This is a genomic window from Streptomyces sp. NPDC001617, from assembly GCF_053596855.1.
This window is the reverse complement of sequence record NZ_JBSFHA010000112.1, coordinates 15,951-33,321: the sequence shown is the minus strand read 5'-3', so window position 1 is coordinate 33,321 and position 17,371 is coordinate 15,951. Positions and strand designations below refer to the sequence as shown.

At 70.1% G+C, this 17,371-nt stretch carries 14 protein-coding genes and 2 pseudogenes; 9 read left to right on the top strand and 7 right to left on the bottom strand.

Annotated elements, in window-relative coordinates; translation table 11 throughout:
- Positions 1 to 371: 371 nt before the first annotated feature.
- The 3 genes and pseudogenes from ACWC09_RS46915 to ACWC09_RS46905 form a co-directional block, all read left to right on the top strand.
- Positions 372 to 494 (top strand): annotated as a pseudogene (locus ACWC09_RS46915) (helix-turn-helix transcriptional regulator); the annotation flags it as partial.
- Between the two features lie 46 nt (positions 495 to 540).
- Positions 541 to 1,023, top strand: coding sequence for a DUF456 domain-containing protein (locus ACWC09_RS46910; RefSeq protein ID WP_450857763.1), 483 nt, complete (start codon positions 541 to 543; stop codon positions 1,021 to 1,023).
- A gap of 82 nt (positions 1,024 to 1,105) precedes the next feature.
- Positions 1,106 to 1,477 carry a PPOX class F420-dependent oxidoreductase gene (locus ACWC09_RS46905; RefSeq protein ID WP_450857761.1) on the top strand — a complete coding sequence of 124 codons (372 nt, stop codon included), beginning with the start codon at positions 1,106 to 1,108 and terminating at the stop codon, positions 1,475 to 1,477.
- A 272-nt stretch (positions 1,478 to 1,749) separates the two neighbouring features.
- Here ACWC09_RS46905 and ACWC09_RS46900 read toward each other — a convergent pair whose 3' ends face one another.
- From ACWC09_RS46900 to ACWC09_RS46890, 3 genes are all read right to left on the bottom strand, one after another.
- Positions 1,750 to 3,150, bottom strand: coding sequence for a DNA-3-methyladenine glycosylase 2 family protein (locus tag ACWC09_RS46900; RefSeq protein ID WP_450857759.1), 1,401 nt, complete (start codon positions 3,148 to 3,150; stop codon positions 1,750 to 1,752).
- 66 nt (positions 3,151 to 3,216) lie between these two features.
- On the bottom strand, positions 3,217 to 4,377 hold the full coding sequence (gene rsgA, locus ACWC09_RS46895) for a ribosome small subunit-dependent GTPase A (protein ID WP_450857757.1): 1,161 nt from the start codon (positions 4,375 to 4,377) through the stop codon (positions 3,217 to 3,219).
- A 271-nt stretch (positions 4,378 to 4,648) separates the two neighbouring features.
- Positions 4,649 to 6,121, bottom strand: a complete 1,473-nt coding sequence (locus tag ACWC09_RS46890) for an AAA family ATPase (RefSeq protein ID WP_450857756.1) — start codon at positions 6,119 to 6,121, stop codon at positions 4,649 to 4,651.
- A gap of 845 nt (positions 6,122 to 6,966) precedes the next feature.
- Between ACWC09_RS46890 and ACWC09_RS46885 the strand changes: the two genes are divergently transcribed.
- On the top strand, positions 6,967 to 7,848 hold the full coding sequence (locus ACWC09_RS46885; RefSeq protein ID WP_450857754.1) for a PP2C family protein-serine/threonine phosphatase: 882 nt from the start codon (positions 6,967 to 6,969) through the stop codon (positions 7,846 to 7,848).
- A gap of 266 nt (positions 7,849 to 8,114) precedes the next feature.
- Here the strand turns inward: ACWC09_RS46885 and ACWC09_RS46880 are convergent, their stop codons facing one another.
- Together ACWC09_RS46880 and ACWC09_RS46875 are read right to left on the bottom strand one after the other, a co-directional pair.
- Complete coding sequence (locus tag ACWC09_RS46880) at positions 8,115 to 8,606, bottom strand: hypothetical protein (protein ID WP_450857752.1); 492 nt, start codon at positions 8,604 to 8,606, stop codon at positions 8,115 to 8,117.
- A 29-nt stretch (positions 8,607 to 8,635) separates the two neighbouring features.
- Positions 8,636 to 8,779: a hypothetical protein gene (locus tag ACWC09_RS46875; RefSeq protein WP_270080922.1), complete on the bottom strand. Its 144-nt coding sequence runs from the start codon at positions 8,777 to 8,779 to the stop codon at positions 8,636 to 8,638.
- A 333-nt stretch (positions 8,780 to 9,112) separates the two neighbouring features.
- Here ACWC09_RS46875 and ACWC09_RS46870 point away from each other — a divergent pair, with 333 nt between their 5' ends.
- Positions 9,113 to 9,424, top strand: coding sequence for a trypco2 family protein (locus ACWC09_RS46870; RefSeq protein ID WP_450857750.1), 312 nt, complete (start codon positions 9,113 to 9,115; stop codon positions 9,422 to 9,424).
- Positions 9,425 to 9,428: 4 nt separating this feature from the next.
- Complete coding sequence (locus ACWC09_RS46865; protein ID WP_450857749.1) at positions 9,429 to 12,353, top strand: hypothetical protein; 2,925 nt, start codon at positions 9,429 to 9,431, stop codon at positions 12,351 to 12,353.
- Positions 12,354 to 12,567: 214 nt separating this feature from the next.
- On the opposite strand, the pseudogene rsgA (ACWC09_RS46860) reads toward ACWC09_RS46865, so the two are convergent.
- Positions 12,568 to 13,008 (bottom strand): annotated as a pseudogene (rsgA, locus tag ACWC09_RS46860) (GTPase RsgA); the annotation flags it as partial.
- A gap of 310 nt (positions 13,009 to 13,318) precedes the next feature.
- Positions 13,319 to 14,335, bottom strand: a complete 1,017-nt coding sequence (locus tag ACWC09_RS46855) for a LacI family DNA-binding transcriptional regulator (RefSeq protein WP_450857747.1) — start codon at positions 14,333 to 14,335, stop codon at positions 13,319 to 13,321.
- 145 nt (positions 14,336 to 14,480) lie between these two features.
- On the opposite strand from ACWC09_RS46855, the gene ACWC09_RS46850 reads away from it, so the two are divergent.
- Genes ACWC09_RS46850 through ACWC09_RS46840 form a run of 3 tightly spaced genes read left to right on the top strand, consistent with a single transcriptional unit; the run spans position 14,481 to position 17,359 of the window.
- A complete protein-coding gene (locus ACWC09_RS46850; RefSeq protein WP_450857745.1) occupies positions 14,481 to 15,287 on the top strand; it encodes an ATP-binding cassette domain-containing protein in 807 nt (268 codons plus the stop codon).
- Positions 15,284 to 16,348: an ABC transporter permease gene (locus ACWC09_RS46845; RefSeq protein WP_450857743.1), complete on the top strand. Its 1,065-nt coding sequence runs from the start codon at positions 15,284 to 15,286 to the stop codon at positions 16,346 to 16,348. Before ACWC09_RS46850 ends, ACWC09_RS46845 begins: the two co-directional genes overlap by 4 nt.
- 12 nt (positions 16,349 to 16,360) lie before the next feature.
- Complete coding sequence (locus ACWC09_RS46840) at positions 16,361 to 17,359, top strand: ABC transporter substrate-binding protein (RefSeq protein WP_450857741.1); 999 nt, start codon at positions 16,361 to 16,363, stop codon at positions 17,357 to 17,359.
- Positions 17,360 to 17,371: the final 12 nt, after the last annotated feature.

The window sequence follows — 17,371 nt, the reverse complement described above, 5'->3', positions numbered from 1 at the left end:
CCCAGGCCCTCCTCCGCCTCGCCCGCCACCGCATCAGCGTGCTCTTCGCGATGCTCCGCGACGGCACCTTCTACGAACCACGCAGCCCCGAAGCAGCCACCACATGACCACTCAGCCTTGACGAAGGACATAGAGGCACCCCCCACGGGAGAGCCGCCCGGCGACATCGGAGTGACCCGGGCCCGGATCCCCTTGTGCCGACGGTGCGCCGACGGCACGTCACGGGCCCGGGTCACGTTCTGGATGACCGGATCACGTCCTGATCCGGTCGGACCGGCCCCGAGTGTGACCCAGTTCCCTGGAGATCAGCTGTGAGCCGGCCCCGAGTTCCGTCGCAGGCGGGCGGTGATCGGCACCGCCGTGCCGACACCTTGGCCGACGCGAAGGTGGCGAAACAGCAGCCGCTCCTGCAGCTGACCGGGGTCACGACTTGGACGCAGTGGGGCCGGCATGCGTACGAAAGGGGCTGGGTGGCCCGGGAGCGACCCGAGTGACATGGGTTGACCTGCGTCTTCCCCGTCCCTCCGGCACCCTGGGCACATGGGAGTGTGGGACCTCCTCCTGGTCGGCCTGGTCCTCCTGCTCGGCCTGTGCGGAGTACTCGTGCCCGGGGTGCCGGGGTCGTGGCTCGTGTGGGCCGCGATCCTGTGGTGGGCGCTGAAGGATCCGCGGCCGGTCGCCTGGTGGGTCCTGGTGGGGGCCACGGTGGCGCTGTTCCTCTCCCAGGTGGTCCGCTGGGCGCTGCCGCCCCGGCGGCTGCGGGCGAGCGGGGCCACCCCCCGGATGGGGGTCTACGCCGGTGTCGGCGCGTTGGCCGGTTTCCTCCTGCTCCCCGTGGTGGGCGCGATCCCCGGCTTCATGGCCGGCATCTACCTCGGCGAACGCCTCCGCCTGGGCCGGCACGCCGAGGCGGTGACGGCCCTGCGCACCGCGATGCGCTCGGGCGGCTCCAGCGTGCTGGCGGAGCTGTTCACCTGTCTGCTGATCGCGGGGGCGTGGCTGGGGGCGGTGATCTGGGGCTGACCGCGCCCCTCCCCGGTACAGGCCCACAGACCCAGGCCGAGGATCCGATGTGCGGGACGGGCGGGCGTGCTTCGCTGCTCCCATGACCGAATTCAGTGAGGCCGAGCGCGCGTATCTGAAGTCGCAGCGGCTGGGGCGGCTGGCCACCGTCGACCCGCACGGGCAGCCGCAGGCGAACCCGGTCGGCTTCTTCCCGCAGGAGGACGGCACGATCCTGATCGGCGGCCTCGCCATGGGCCGTACGAAGAAGTGGCGCAACCTCCAGAAGAACCCCAAGGTGGCCCTGGTCGTCGACGACATCGTCAGCCTGCGCCCCTGGAAGGTGCGCGGCATCGACATCCGCGGCGAGGCCGAACTCCTCACCGGCCCGCATGAGTTGGGCCCGCACTTCAGCGACGAGGTGATCCGGGTCCATCCGCGCCGGATCCACAGCTGGGGGCTGGGCACCCCCTAGGAGGTGCCCCCTCTGGGGGAGGGTTGGCCCCGATCACGCCGCCGGGAACGGAGTCGAGCGCGGCCCACACACAGTCCCGGAACTCACTGCCGACGGTGTTCGACTCCAAGCGGAACTCCTTCGGTTCACCGGCGAAGCAGGCGGCCGGCTGTCCTCGGCCGAACGGAAGGGTCCGCGATCCTGCCGCCAACTCGCCACCACCTCACGGCCGTTCTTCCGGCGGGCCCGACAGGGCTGTCGACGCGGGTCCAGAGGGTGGTGGTCATCACGGATCAGTCCAACTCTCCTGCTGCGCGCAGATGTTGCAGGGCGTACGAGCGCCAGGGGCGCCAGTCGTCGGGGAGGTCCAGGTCGGGCGGGGCCACGTCGGGGTCGCCGAGGGCGCGGGTGCGGATGACGGCGAGGGTACCGGCGTCGATGCCGGGCAGTCCGAGCAGCGCGGTCTGCGCCTCGTCGCGGTCGGCGCCCGGGTCGAGGCGTACGGCGCCGTCGGCGAGGGCGGCGGTGAGCGCGCCGAGGGGGCCGTCGGTTGCGGCCTCGGCGAGGACGGCCGGTTCGGGGAAGAGGTGGGTGAGGCTGCCGGAGGGCGCGTCGAGCGCCTTGCCGTACCGCCGCACCAGCCGCTCGCTCTCGTACGGCCCCACCAGCGCACGTACGGCCAGCTCGTCCGCGTCGGCGGCACCGGGCGACCGCAGCCCCGGCCGGGCGGCGACGAGCGGGGCGAGCCGCGGGTCGCTGCCGAGGCGTTCGTCGACGGCGTAGGGGTCGGCGTCGAGGTCGAAGAGCCGCCGCAGCCGCCCCACGGCGGTGGTCAGGTCGCGGGGGTCGGTCAGCTGCAGCCGGGCGTCCAGCCAGCCGCCGGGATGCGAGCCGGACGCGGACCCGACCGCCCCCACCCGCTCGTCGACGGCGACGATCCCGGTGCCGTGCGGGAGGCGGAGGGTACGGCGATACGTCCGCCGCCCGCGCTCCCCGCTCACCTCCTCCACACCGGGCACGGCCTCGCCCGCGAGCAGATCGAAGACGGCGGTGGACTGATAGGAGCCCCGGAACGCGAGCCGCAACGGAATGCCGGCCGCCGGAGTGGTCGGCCGCCGCCCCGCCCGTCCCCCGCCCGGCGCGGCCGCCCGCAGCTCGCTCGGCGTCGAGGCGTACACCTCGCGGATGGTGTCGTTGAACTGCCGCACACTGGCGAACCCGGAGGCGAACGCGATCTCCGTGATCGGCAGGTCCGTCGTCTGCACCAGCACGCGCGCGGTGTGCGCCCGCTGCGCCCGGGCCAGCGCGACGGGCCCGGCGCCGAGCTCCGCGGTCAGCTGCCGCTGGACCTGACGGGCGCTGTAACCGAGCCGCGTCGCCAGCCCGGCGACGCCCTCCCGGTCCACGACCCCGTCCCCGATCAGCCGCATGGCCCGGCCCACGACATCGGCGCGGACGTTCCACTCGGCCGACCCCGGTACGGCGTCCGGACGGCACCGGCGGCAGGCCCGGAAGCCCGAGCCCTGCGCCGCCGCGGCCGTGGCGAAGAAGCGCACGTTACGGCGCTTCGGGGTCACGGCCGGGCAGCTGGGGCGGCAGTAGATGCCGGTGCTCGCGACGGCGAAGAAGAACTCACCGTCGAAACGGGCGTCGCGGCTGCGTACGGCTTCGTACCGGGTGTCCTCGTCCGTCATGTGTTCCAGTCTCCGCCGTCGGCGAGGGTGCCGCTGGCGGGAAACGGACACGACTGTGGCCTTGCGCTAGCGCCAACGCCCCCGCTTGGCCTCCATGGCCGCCTTCCCCTCCGCCCCCCTCCGCTTCCAGTCCTTGCGGAGCTCGGCCCTGAGCCGTGCGTCGGTCTTGGCGACGATCCGCCGGTTCTCCCGGATCAGCTTCCGATAGCTGTCCAGCCGCCGCTCGGCCAGCTCACCGGAGTCGATCGCGGCCAGCACCGCGCACCCCGGCTCGGCCTCGTGCCCGCAGTCGTGGAACCGGCACCGCTCGGCCAGCTCCTCGATCTCGGAGAACACCTGCCCGACCCCGCTCTCGGCGTCCCAGAGCCCGACACCCCTCAGCCCGGGCGTGTCGATCAGGACACCCCCACCCGGCAGAGCAAGCAGGTTGCGGGTGGTCGTCGTATGGCGCCCCTTGCCGTCGGCGTCCCGCGTGGCCTGTACGTCCATCACGTCGGCGCCGACGAGCGCGTTCGCGAGGGTCGACTTCCCCGCGCCGGACTGCCCGAGCAGCACGGACGTACCGCCGGAGACGGAGGCGACGAGGAGGTCGAGCCCGTCTCCGTCCAGGGCGCTGACGGGAAGGACGGTGACGCCCGGCGCCGAGAGCTCCACGTCCTGGACCAGGTGCGCGCGGGTCGCTCCATCCGGTACGAGGTCGGCCTTGGTGAGCACGACGAGCGGCTGGGCGCCCGACTCCCAGGAGAGTGCCGACGTATGCAGCGGTGCCTCACCACCCGAGCTGGACATGGCGAGCGCCAGGAACCGCTCGATCCGCCCGAGGTCGAGTTCGACCGCGAGCGACACGCAGATGACGACGTGATCGATGTTAGTGGCCAGGACTTGGCCCTCGGAACGCTTCGACGACGTAGACCGCACGAAGGCCGTCCGGCGAGGCAGCAGCGTCCGCACGTACAGCGGGTCGCTGCCCTCAGGATCGACCGCGACCCAGTCCCCCGTGCACACGACCTTCATCGGATCACGGGGGACGACGAACTCGGTGTCGGCACGGACGGTGCCGGCCGGGGTGATGACGTCACACAGGCCACGGTCGACCCGAGCGACGCGGCCGGGCAGGAGACCCTGCTCGGCGTAAGGGGCGAACTCGGCTTCCCAGCCCTCGTCCCAGCCGTAGACGGCGAGAGGGTGCGACGAAACGGAAGAAGCCGAAAGAGAAGAGGAAGACAAGGGGTGACCCTTCACAAGGGTGGCCCCGGCACCGCGCTCACTGGCGCGGGAGAAGCAGAGAGGTCAGCCGGAGGCCACGGAAGTGGACTGAATGAACTTCCGGATGCGGGCAACGCCCATCTCAACGACAGCCATCGGTCACACCTCCCAACAGGTCAAGTCACCCCGGTAATGTGGGGCTACCGCTCGAACAGCCTCGACCCTAGAGGTACATGCGCCCAGGACGCCATCGAATTATGGCAACCCATGTTCACGTCCCTCGGGGCACGGGTCATGCCATGCCATAGAGCGTCTGCAGGTCGACCAATTGGATATCCGGGCCGGCATGTGCGGCCGTGTATGCCTTGTCGTTGAAGCCTGCGCCGCTGAAACACATGAGTCGGGTACCGGTGGTGTCGTAGCGTCCCGCCTGGGTGATGAGGTCGCGGATGTGCTGGAGGCGCTCGATGTGGGCGATGCCCATGGTGTCGTTCCATTTGGCCTCACCGATGGCAAGGAGCGGTGCCTTGGAGCCGTCGGCGATGCCGATGACCGCCACGTCCACTTCGTGTCCGATGCGGGCCTTCGGATCGTGCACCACTCCGTGCCCGACCCGGGCGGGCAGACCTCCGATCAGTTCTGGGTCGGCGTGGTGCAGCGCCCAGTCGCGGCAGACCTGTTCGAAATGAGGGCCGAGGACGTTACTCGTGAAGCGGCGGCGGCTGGCCTGCCAGACCCGAGCTGCGCTGCCGGGGCGTTCCAGCTGGTCCCAGACCGGTCGCATGATGGCGTGATAGAAGCCGATCAGCGGTTCGGCGATGCGGTAGGTGGGGCGGTTGTCGCGGAAGGCGTCGGCATCTCGATGCAGCAGGCCGGCGTCTTCGAGGACGTTGATGGGGTGTGCGATGTCGGTGGCCTTGCGTTCCAGGTACCCGGCCATACCTCCGCGGGTGGCGTTGCCGTCGGCGACCGCGGCCAGTACGGACAGGTACAGGGCGGTGTCCCGCAGGTCGGGCTCTTCCGCGAGCAGATAGCGGGCCTCACGGAACAGAGGGGTCTCTGGGTTGAGGACGGTGCGGACGACCCAGTCGTCGAAGTCGTCGGCTCCCTTCGGGGTGTCGCCACGGGCGAATTCCCGTCGGTACGCAGGAGTGCCGCCGACAATCGCGTTGACCTGCAGGGCCAGGCGCGGGTCGGTGATGTTCCAGAATTCGGCGGCCAGGCGGTGGTCGAGAGGGCGGACAACCAACTCCAGCCCTGCCCGGCCTCGCAGGGGGGCATTACCGGACAGCAGCCTGCCCATGAACGACAGCGCCGAGCCGCACAGCAGTAGCCGGGTGCGGGAGCCGCTGCGCTGGTCGCGCAGGGTTCTCAGCGCCTCTTGGATGATCGAGGGGAGCTCCGGATTCGCCTTGGCAAGGTATGGGAACTCGTCGATCACGACGGGCACGGGCCGCTCTGTGCCCAGCGCGAGGAGCGCGTCGACAGCCTCGGCCCAGTCGGCGAAGTGGTAAGGACTGGCAGGTCGCACATGCGCGGTGAGCGCGGCGCTGATACGCCGCAGGGACTCGGCGTCGGCGGCCTCGGTCGCGCCGAAGTAGAACCCGCCTGCGGCGCGGCAGGCCGCGTCGAGCAAGAAGGTCTTGCCCTGTCGGCGCCGACCGGAGACCACACCGAGCGTCGCGCCAGGCTGTTCATCTTCGATGAACCGTGTCAGCGCCGACCATTCGTAGTCGCGGTCGAACATCTCAACGGGCTTGTCCATGCCCCTCCACCCTATAAGCAGGATCACACATCTATAAACTGTACCCCTACATCAAGGATCGGTGAGCTGCCGGATGGCCGGGTTTCCGCGAGCTGGAGTCTGCTTGACTCATGGAGGGCCACCGACGCAACCCGGCCGGGAAAGACGCACGCCCGTGGAGTCCAGGCTGTGTCGAGTGGACGGCGGCCGGTGCGGCTCGCCACGCCACACATGCGCATGCTGGGCGGTGCAACGACCGCTATCTCCCTTCGGCACGAGGCCACATGGAGACGGCTGGGCCTCTTCCGGTCGACGACGCGCTCGGCCACCCGATCGGCCCGGCTGCGGCCTGGAAGCAGCGGAAACATGTGTCAGAGTGGAGGGGCGAGACAGGAGAGGGCGGCCTGTCATGTCCACATACTTCGATCCCCACAGTTCGGCCATGGCCCACTCCGTCCCCATCGAGCGGCGGAGCGAGGAGTACGCGGACCTCTTTGGGCAGGCCCCGGTGATCTTCGCTGCGCTCAGTGGCCCGAGACACCTGTTGGAAGTGGCGAACTCGGCATTCTTCGAGGCCGTGGGGTGCGACCGCGGGCGTGTCGGCGAGCCGGTCGGAGAGGTGATTCCGGAACTGGTTCCGCAGGGCGTCCTCGCCCGGCTCGACGAGGTCTACCACACCGGCGTCGCATACCGGGCCCGGGACGGGCGGCTGATTCTGGGAGAGCCGGGTAGGCAGCGGGAGGGGTTCTTCGACTTCACCTACGAGCCCCGTTGGGACGAGGCCGGCCGGATCGACGGGGTCGTGGTGCGAGACGGCCCATACGGGCAGCCCCTGCGAGCAGCTCGGGGTCACGGGTTACGTGTGCGTGCCGCTGGCCACCCGGGGCCGTACCTTCGGCACGCTGACGCTCCTGGCCACCTCCCTCACTCTGGACGGCCACACGATCGCCCTGGCCCAGGAACTCGCCCGCCGGGCCGCTTCGAGTGCCGACAACGCCCACCAGTTCACCGACCGCGTCCGGCTGGCCCACGATCTGCAGGCAGGCCTGCTGCCTCCCGACTTGCCCAGGATTCCCGGCGCGACCTTGGCCGCCTCGTACCATCCGGCCGGTGAAGGTCTCGACGTCGGCGGCGACTTCTACGACGTCTTCGCGCTGTCCGGCGACCGCTGGGCGTTCATGATCGGCGATGTGTCGGGGCGCGGTGCACTGGCGGCCACCACCACCGGAATGGTCCGCCACACCGCACGCGCCGCCGCCCGCCTTCTGAACGACCCGGTGGCAGTGGTCGCCGCCATCAACGACGCGTTGACGTCAGGCACCGCCGAAGAGGACCGCTTCGTTTCACTCGTTTACGGCGAACTGCGGCGCTCCGCGTCTCACCTCGCGCTCAACCTGATTCGAGCAGGCCACGTACCGCCCCTCCTGCGCCGGGTCGACAGCACGGTCGAAGAGCTCACGCAACCAGGCCTGCTGTTGGGTATACGTCCCGACCCCGGCTTCTGCCCGTGCGACATCGACCTGCGTCCCGGTGACAGCCTGGTCCTGGTCACCGACGGCATCACCGAGGCTCGTTCCGCCGAGGGCGAATTCTTCGGCGAGGACCGCTTGGCCGGCGCGCTCATCGCCGACCAGATCACGACGCCCACCGCCGCCACCCTCATCGAGTCCCTCACCGCCGCTGTCACCACGTTCGCAGGCGATGCCACCCTCGACGACCGGGCCGCGCTGGTCGTCACAGCCACCTGATGGTCACGATGGCGCAGCAGCCATCGCCGCGCTCACAGCGCGCAGGAGGCAGGGAGGTCAGCCAGAGACCGCGGAGGTGGAGTGGATGAACGTCCGGATGCGGGACGCGCCCGTCAAAGAGACATCCATCGGTCACACCTCCTGGTCCTCAATCGGCCGCGGCGGCCAACAGTCACTGCGTGAAGAGAACCCGGCCCTGGACGCGCGCACACTCGGCCCACCGTTTTTCTGACAGGGTCACAGGCCGTGCTGGTCGAGGAACCGCATCAGGTTCCGCTTGCGCTTCTGACCGGCACGCAGAGCGGCGAGGTACGCGGTAACTCGCCTTCGGTGCCCAGGCGGCGATGGTAGTCGCGCATACTCACCAGCAGACCGGTCAGCTGCTCGTAGACGGCGTTGCGCGTCTGTTTCATGAACCGTTCGGCCAGCCGCAGGTAGCCGAGCGCGTCGGCAGGACGGACGGCGCAGGCCCGGTCGGCAAGGGCACGCCACTGCCGGTCGTGGGCACGCGTTTCGGCCGCGGCCCGCCAGGCGGCGCCGACGTCCCCGTCGTCGGCCAGGGCATCGACCAGGACCGGACCGCCGTACCGGGACCGCTGCCGCTGCCCGGCGTCGGCGCGCAGCAGCACGAGGGCCGGTTCCCGCTCGGCCTGCCAGCACTCGGCGGTCTGTGCCGCCGTACGCGACTGCTGGCACGCGACCAGGGAACGGCGGGCGACGAACTGGATGCGGACCGCGACGAGGTCCAGCCTGCCCACATGCTTTCCCCGCTCGGCGGCCCGAAGGATCAGCGCTTCTTGGTCTTCTTCTTTTGCGGCGGGGTCCAGTCGCCTCGGTGCAACTGGCAACGGGAGTAGCCGATCATCGCCGGGTTCTGGCATCGTTTGCCGGTCTTGGTCTTGGTCGACCCGCACTTGACCTGTTTACCCATTTTTCCTCCCCTGTCCGGTCGAAGATGGCCCCTCTCGAAACCATCGTCACCGGACAGAGGAGCTCATGGCTCTACTTGCAGCCGCGTTCGGCCGATTCACTCCCCCGCATGCCTGAATCATGACATTTGCATCACCGAGTTGATCACTGCGTGTATGGGGATCTCGTTGATCAAAGACCGTCGGTGCCATCGCCTACCTCGCAGGCCCGGGATTCCGTAACCCGAACCCGGTGAATACACACAAGTGCTCAACTCATGGCCTCTACCCCACACTTGAGATCGGCTATGTTCGAGGCTGAGTGTTGCAGACGCCGTCGAGCAGGGGGTTTGGGCGTGCTACAGGAACCGTGGGCGGAGCTGGGCGAGACGGTCGGTGCGATCCGCGCCGGACTCCAGGGCGCCATGCGGGAAGGCCAGGACGAGCCCCTGAAATTCAGGGTCGGCCCGGTGGAGTTGGAGTTCACGGTGGCCGTGCGGAAGGAGGCCGGGGCCCAGACCAAGGTCTTCGTCCTCCCCTGGACCGGTGAGGCCAAGGGCACGGTGAGCACGGACCGCACACACCGGGTCAAGTTCACGCTCCAACCCATCGACGCCGACGACAGGGACGCCAAGATCTCCGGCACCGTGAGCGGACTGCCGGAGTAGGCCGATGGACCGTGCACGGGTGGTGGAGATCTGGAATTCCGCCCGGAAGGAGCGCAACTTCGGCACCGGCTACTTGATCTCCAGTCAACTCCTGCTCACCGCTTACCACATCATCGGGACATCTGATGTGGCCGACGGCGCGGTCAAGGTCCGCCGACTCGATCAGGCGGGCGGCACCGATTGGATGACCGCCGAGCTGATATGGCCCACGCAACTTGTCGACATCGAGGCTCACCCCGAGCGGGACGCCGCGCTGCTCCGGATCACGGACGCGAAAGGGCAGGCGCCTCGGTTGACTCCCATCCGGCTGGGCCGGATCCTCGGCGAGGACCGCGTGCCGTGCCTGGGGCTCGGCTTTCCGGACGCCGTCGTGGACCGCGACCGGCCGAGACGGCGCGACACGATGGCGGTGCGGGGGCATGTGGATCCGTTGCATGCCATGAAGTCCGGCATGCTCACCGTCCACGTCGACTCCGGGGTCGTCCCCAAACACCCTTCCACGGGATCGAGTTGGTACGGCGCTTCAGGAACGGCCTTGTTCTGCGGGCCGTTCCTTGTCGCGGTACTGGCCACCGACAAGAAGATCTCCGACACCGCAAACGTCCTCGATGCCGTCCCCGTCACGGCGCTGGCCGCGCAGGCGGGCTTCGCGGAGGCTCTGGCTGAACACGGCGTCCACTGCATCGTCGAGGACGTTCCCGTGCGGCGGCCGGACGAGCATCCGAACTCCCCATACCCTTCGATCGCCATGACACAGGCGTCCCGCGCGCAGCGGGTCCGGTCTTCGCTCGGCACCGCCGCCGTGAGCGGCCTGCTGGCGTTGCTGAGCGCCTTCACCTTCCCCTCCTCCGCACGCCACTCGATCGCGGCCGCCCTGACCGCACCGGTGGTCGGCGGCATGCTCGGGGCGTGGGGCAGCTCGCAGTTCCGCCGGCCCGGGCGCTCCGGATCGTCACGGGAGGCCATACGGCTGGACCTGCTGGAGAGCGTACGGCAGCAGGCGAACCAGCGGCGTCGGCAACTGCTCGGCGGGGACACGATGGCCATCAACATCACCTACGAGACGCAGCCCGCCCCGGGCCGGGGAGCGGAAACCGCCCCACCGCACGGCGACTTCCTCGGCATCGCCCGCTTCGTGGACGACCTGCGGCCCAAACGGCTGGTCATCACAGGCGGCCCCGGGTCGGGGAAAACGCTCCTCGCCAACGAGTTCGTCCACCAACTCCTCGCCCGTGCATCGTACGCCGGTCCCGTGCCCGTGCCGGTCGGCCTCGCCGGGTGGGACACCGACATCCCCTTCACGGACTGGCTCGGCGGCGTCCTGGCCTCGGGATACCTCGGCGGCTCCGAGACCAAGGCCCGCGATCTCCTCGCGTCGGGCCGGATCATGCCAGTGCTGGACGGCCTGGACGAGATGGACGAACCGGGCTCCGACCGACGTCATGCCGTCGCCGCAATCGAGCAACTGAACCGTTTCGAAGGGCCGTTGGTGATCACCTGCCGGGCCGCAGACTATGCGGGGCCCGACGGCGACAACCGGCTACTGGACTGCGCGACGATCCTGATCGACGATGTGTCCCCGGCGGACGGCTGGCACTATCTCGACCAGCGGGCCTACGACAAGACACGGATCACCCAGCTGGAGACCGAACTGGCCGACCCGGAAACGGTCCTGGGCCACCTCCTCACCTCCCCCTGGATGCTCACCCTGGCGTCGCTCACTTCCCAGTCCGACGCCGGAGCGGCAGCCCTCCGCTCGTACATCGGCACACCCACTTCCGCCGAGGCGCTACGAGGGCTGCGCGCCGGACTCCTCGACCAGCTCGTCCCGACGCTGTGCAGACCGGACCCCAGGGGCATGCCGCAGCGCTACGCCGACCCCACGGCCGTGACACGCTGGCTGCGATTGATCGCCGCCAATCTGCACGGCGGCACTGCGGCACCGGGCGGCGCAGGGGCCGGCCGCGACCTGGCGGTCCACCTGCTGTGGCCGCTCGCGGGCCCGCGCGCCGCCCGCTACACCGCTGCCGGACTGACCCTGGCGTGCTGGCTGCCCGCCCTCGTCCTACTGGCCATGTGCCTGAGACAACGCAACGAACTCCCGTTCCCCGGAATCCCGTTGCTGTTCCTACTCACCCCGGCACCACTGCTCGCCGCCTGGAACGCGCGTGCGCCATACATCCAGCCCCGGCGCATCCTCTTCCAGCGCCTGCGCAGCAGGCTCGGCTGGCGCAGGGTCGGTCTCGGCGCCCTGCTCGGCTGGGCGCTGGTGCTGCCGCTCACGCCGCTGTTCGGGGCGGGGTACGCGCTCGCGGCAGGCGTCGCCTCCGCGTCGGTCTTCGGCTTCGGTCTCGCCCTGTCGGTACGGGCGGACATCGACCGCCGGCACCTGGTGATGGGCGCGCTGCCCACCGCATTCGTCCTGGCCACGGCGGCCGGGCCCCTCGCCGGCACGCTCGGTGACTTCGTCGGGGTGATCGCGGGCTGCGGCGCGGGGGCGCTGGCTCTTGCGGTGGGCGTCCCGCTGGGACTGCGGGCCGCCCGGCGCGGCAACGGTGGCGACCCCGACCCCGATCCGCCGGGCGTGCCCACCCCCCTCTCACCACTGCGCAATGACGTGACGGCCGGGCTGATCGCCGGCTTCATCGTGACCGGCCTGACGCTGTACGCCACGCTGAAGGTCGAGTGGCTCCAGGTGGACTGGCCACTGGCCGTCGCCACCTCACTCGCCTGCGGCCTGGCCGCCGGGCCCGGCTTCGTCGCGGACGTCACCCGGCAGTACACGGGAGTCGTCCTGGCCACTCGTGGCAGACTGCCATGGCACCTCCTCGGATTCCTCCGCTGGTGCCACGGCGTCGGTTTGCTGCGGTCGGCAGGCACGGTGTACCAGATCCGCCACGACGAGTTGCTGACCTGGCTCCGGAGCTGAGCCCCGCCGACGTCTTCCGACCGCCGAGGGGCTCAGCTCCCCACACCCGGTCGTCGGCGCCCAGATTGCAGCCGAAGCACGCCCGAAAGCCGGACCACGATCGCGGTCCGGCTCTTCGTTTCGACTGTTCAGGCGGCTGCACAGAGCACGGAACTCGAACGGGTGAGGGGTTGTCTGCAAGACGCTTTCCACGTGCGCTTCACCGCTGCGCTGTCGCGCCGCTCTCCCAGGCGAGGGCCAGGAACCGTTCGACGCGGCCGAGGTCGAGCTCGGCGGCGAGGGAGACGGCCACGATCGCGTGGTCCACGTTGGCCGCGAGGATCTGCCCCTCGGACCGCTTGGAGGAGGTGGAGCGCACGAAGGCGGTACGGCGCGGCAGATACGTCCGTACGTAACGGGGGTTGCCCCCGGGTTCGACGGCGACCCAGTCGCCGGTGCACACGACCCGCAGGGGGTCGTGCGGGGTGACGAACGCGGTGTCGGCCCGCAGGACCCCGTCGGCGGTGACCACGTCGCACTGGCCGCGGTCGACCCGGATCACGCGTCCGGGCAGCAGTCCTTCGGTGTCGTACGGGGCGAACTCGTCCGCCCAGGCGTCGTCCCAGCCGTAGGGAGCGAGCGCGGAGAAGACGGAGGAAGCGGAGCTGGAAGTCAAGGGTGACCCTTCACAAGGGCGGCCCCGGCGAAAGGAGTTGAGGTCGAGGTCAGCCGGTGGCCACGGAGGTGGACGTGATGATCTGGATGCGAGCAGCGCTCATCGCAAAGACAGCCATCGGTCAACACCTCCCGGTTCCGCACGCGGTCGACGGCGGCGGCCCGCGGCCACCGCTCAATGCCCGCTCACCATAGAGCCGTACGTCCGCCGAGCGCCACGGAATATCGCGGGACCCGTCCGCCGGCCGCACGTCCGGGTCCATCCGGATGGCGACGTCGGCCCCGTCGAAGGCCTCCTCCGACAGGGCCGCTCAACGCCCGTGCCCCGCAAAGGGACCGGGCACCTCCCCCGACCCCCGCCGGATCAGCTCCGTCGGCATGACCACGGTGCGGGGCGGCGAGGTGTCGCCCTGGATGCGGGCGAACAACAGGTGCGCGGCCGTGGTGGCGAGGGCGACGGGGTCCTGGGCGATGACGGTCACCGGCGGGATCAGCCGGGCGGCCAGCGGGAAGTCGTCGAAGGCGATGAAGGCGACCTCGGGCGGCAGGACGGACAGGGCGCCGAAGGCGAGGTTCTCGTTGTCGGCGAGGAGAGCGGTGGGCGGGTCCGGGGCGGTGAGGAGGGCCGTTGCGGCCTCGGCGGCGGACGGGGCCGAGCGCAGGCCGTGGCGGGCCAGCCCGGGGTCGGCGTCGATGCCCGCGACCTCCAGTGCGGCCCGGTAACCGCGGTGGCGTTCACCGTTGGTCCAGATGTCCTGTCGGCCGCCGAGGTAGCCGATACGGCGGTGGCCGTGGGCGATCAGGTGCCGTACGGCCTCCTCGACCGCGGCGGAGTTGTCCACCACCACGGTGTCCGCCTCCAGGCCGGGTGCCGCCCGGTCCACGCACACGATCTTGGTGCCCTGAGCCTGGGCCGGGCGCAGGAAACGATGGCTGCCCGCGGCCGGGGTGAGGATGAGGCCGTCGACGCGGCGGGCGGTGAAGGCGGCGACGACCTCACGTTCGCGGCGCGGGTCGGCGCGGCTGGAGCCGATGAGGACCATGCTGCCACGTCGGCGGGCGACGTCCTCGGCGGCGGAGGCGACGGCCGCCATGAAGGGGTCGGCAACGTTGTCGACCAACAGGCCTATGGTCCGGCTGGGTTGGTCGGCGCGGCGCAGCTGGCGCGCCAACTCGTCGCGCTGGTAGCCCAGTTTGCGCACGGCGGCCTCGACGCGCGCGGCGGTCCGCGGCGCCACGCTCCCCTCGCCGTTGACCACTCTGGACACCGTCATCGCACTGACGCCCGCCTCGGCGGCGACGTCCTTCATCGTGGGCCGGCCGACCACGCCGCAGTCCTCCTCGGCAGTCGGGCGGGCACCTCCGGGGCGTGGGTGCAACCTTTGAGATCCGGTTCACACACGACCCTTGACGCCCACTCATGGGGCTCCCAGAATCGACGAACTGTTAACGATACCAACGCGAAGGCACAACATGGCCTCTGCAAGGGAACCACTTCTCGCGGCACACGGTGTGGTCAAGCGTTTTGGTCACGTCCAGGCGCTGCAGGGCGCCGACTTCACGGCGTACGCGGGCGAGGTCGTCGCCCTGATCGGCGACAACGGAGCAGGCAAGTCGACTCTGGTGAACGTCCTGTCGGGAGTGCTCGCACCCGACGAGGGCGAAGTGCGGGTGGAGGGGCAGGCCGTGCGGTTCGGTGGCCCAATGGACGCACAGCGACACGGACTTGAGACGGTCTACCAGGACCTGTCGCTCGCGCCGGATCTGGACGCGGCCGCCAATCTCTATCTGGGCAGGGAGGTCGTGCGCGCCGGGCTGCTCGGCCGCCTGGGTGTCCTCGACCGGCCGGCGATGCGACGGGAGGCGGTGAAGGCGTTCAGCGAACTGGGCGTGGAACTGAAAGATGTGACGGCTCCTGTGACAACGTTGTCCGGCGGGCAACGCCAGTCCGTTGCCGTGGCGCGAGCGGTCGCGTTCGCGAACAAGGTCATCTTCATGGACGAGCCGACGGCCGCGCTGGGTGTCGTGCAGCGCGCCCGGGTCCTGGAGACCGTGCGCAGGGTCGCCGACCGGGGCATCTGTGTCGTGCTGATCAGTCACAACATGCCCGAGGTGCTGTCGGTCTCGGACCGGGTGGAGGTGCTGCGGCTCGGCCGGCGGGTCGCCTCGTTCACGGCGGCGGACACCACGATCGAGGAGCTCGTCGGGGCCATGACCGGGTCGCTGGACGAACCCGCCCAGCAGAACGGGTCCTTGAGGAAAGCGGAGGACGAGCGATGACCGCCGACAGCAGGGAAGTCCGGCCGGCCGCGGCACAGAAGCAGGACCCGCCGGCCTCGGGCGGTGCGCGCGGGGCCGTACCCGACTGGCTGCGGCGGGCGGCCGGCATCAGCGAGCTGTGGACCTTCGTGATCCTCGTGGTGCTGGTCCTGTTCTTCACCATCGCCGCGCCGGGCAAGTTCTTCACCCAGTACGACCTCACGCAGATCGCCGTGAACGCGGCCATCTATCTGGTGCTCGGCGTCGGCATGACGTTCGTGATCATCACGGCCGGGATCGATCTGTCGATCGGCTCCGTGCTGGTGCTGGCCGCGGTGGCCGCCGGCGAGTACAACATCCACCACGGCGGCCCGAACGCCGGCTGGGGCACGGTCGCGATCTGTGTGGTCATCGCCCTTGCGGTGGGCGCCGGTTGGGGCGTGCTGCAAGGGGCGGTGGTGGCGACCGGGAAGGTGCCGCCGCTGATCGTGACGCTCGGCGGACTGGGGGCCGCGCTGGGGATCGCCGAACTCGCCACCGGGGGCCAGGACCCGGCCGGCGCGGCGGCCACGCATCTGCAGAACAGCCTCGGCTTCGGCAAGGTGCTCGGCATTCCGTGGCTGGTGGTCCTCGCCGCGGTGGTCACCGCAGTGTTCGGCCTGGTGCTGGGCGCGACGCGGTTCGGCACGCACACCCTGGCGATCGGCTCCCATCCAACCGCCGTACGGCGGGCGGGAATCGGAGTGGGACGGCACCTGGTGAAGGTGTACGGGCTGATGGGCCTGCTGGCCGGGCTGGGCGCGGTGATGTGGCTGGCGTCGTACGGCACCACGTCGATCGCCGGGCACTCCACCGACAACCTGAAGGTGATCACCGCCGTGGTGCTCGGTGGCACCAGCCTCTTCGGCGGGCGCGGATCGGTGCTGGGCACCGTGATCGGTGTGTTCATCCCCGCCGTGCTCACCACCGGACTGATCGTCATCGGCGTTCAGCAGTACTGGCAGGACGTCGCGGTGGGCGTGGTGCTCGTCGCGGCCGTCTACGTCGACCAGATGCGCAGGAAGACCCGAGAGCAAGCTTAAGGAGATGTCTCGATGTTGAGCATTCGCAGCAGGCGCAGCGCACTGGTCGCCGCGGGCACCGTACTGGCCCTCACCGGGGCCGCCGCGTGCAGCTCGTCGGACAGCGGCGGGTCGGGGTCGTCGGGCGGGGCCGCGCACAAGAATGTGCGGCTGATCACCGGCGTGAAGAGCGACCCCTTCTACATCACCATGACCTGTGCGGCCAAGACGGAGGCCAAGGCCAAGGGCATGGACTTCGGCGCGGACGGTTCCGCGCAGTGGGACGTGTCGGTGCAGCGCCCCCTCCTGGACTCGGTGGCGGCCTCCCGGCCGGACGGGCTGATGATCTCGCCGGTGGACACCAGCGCGCTCACGCCGTCGCTGAAGCAGATCCAGTCGGCCGGCACCAAGGTCGCGCTGGTCGACACCACGGTCACCGACTCCTCGATCGGCATCACCCGTATCTCGTCCGACAACGAGAAGGGCGGGCGGGTCGCCGCCGACGCGCTGGCCAAGCTGATGGGCGAGAAGGGCTCGGCCATCGTGATCAGCGTCAAGCCCGGTGTCTCCACGACCGACGCCCGGATCAAGGGCTTCACCGAGGAGATGGAGAAGTACCCCAAGATCAAGATGCTGCCGACGCTCTACGACAACGACCTGCCGGCCACCGCGGCCTCCCAGATCCAGTCGACGCTCGCGGCCCATCCCGACCTGGGCGGCGTCTTCGCGGGCAACACCAACACCGGGCAGGGCATCGCCACCGGTCTCAAGCAGGCCGGCAAGGAGGGCGCGGTGAAGGTCGCCGCCTTCGACGCCGAGCCCGACGAGGTGGCCTCGCTCAAGGCGGGCACGCTCCAGGTCCTGGTCGCCCAGGACCCGGCGGCGATCGGCAGGGAGGCCGTCGACCAGCTGGCGGCCGCCTTCGAGGGCAAGAGCGTCCAGAAGTCGATCGGTACCAACATGGTCGCCATCACCAAGGCGAACATGAACGACCCGTCGGTCAGCAAGTACTTCTACAAGTCGGGCTGCTGAGCGGGCGATGCC

Excerpts from the sequence above, each read along its gene's own strand:
- ACWC09_RS46875 (WP_270080922.1), bottom strand. The coding sequence starts at position 8,779 with ATGGGTAAACAGGTCAAGTGCGGGTCGACCAAGACCAAGACCGGCAAA.
- ACWC09_RS46850 (WP_450857745.1), top strand. The coding sequence starts at position 14,481 with ATGGCCTCTGCAAGGGAACCACTTCTCGCGGCACACGGTGTGGTCAAG.
- ACWC09_RS46900 (WP_450857759.1), bottom strand. The coding sequence starts at position 3,150 with ATGACGGACGAGGACACCCGGTACGAAGCCGTACGCAGCCGCGACGCC.
- ACWC09_RS46905 (WP_450857761.1), top strand. The coding sequence starts at position 1,106 with ATGACCGAATTCAGTGAGGCCGAGCGCGCGTATCTGAAGTCGCAGCGG.
- ACWC09_RS46910 (WP_450857763.1), top strand. The coding sequence starts at position 541 with ATGGGAGTGTGGGACCTCCTCCTGGTCGGCCTGGTCCTCCTGCTCGGC.
- ACWC09_RS46845 (WP_450857743.1), top strand. The coding sequence starts at position 15,284 with ATGACCGCCGACAGCAGGGAAGTCCGGCCGGCCGCGGCACAGAAGCAG.
- ACWC09_RS46865 (WP_450857749.1), top strand. The coding sequence starts at position 9,429 with ATGGACCGTGCACGGGTGGTGGAGATCTGGAATTCCGCCCGGAAGGAG.
- ACWC09_RS46890 (WP_450857756.1), bottom strand. The coding sequence starts at position 6,121 with ATGGACAAGCCCGTTGAGATGTTCGACCGCGACTACGAATGGTCGGCG.
- ACWC09_RS46840 (WP_450857741.1), top strand. The coding sequence starts at position 16,361 with ATGTTGAGCATTCGCAGCAGGCGCAGCGCACTGGTCGCCGCGGGCACC.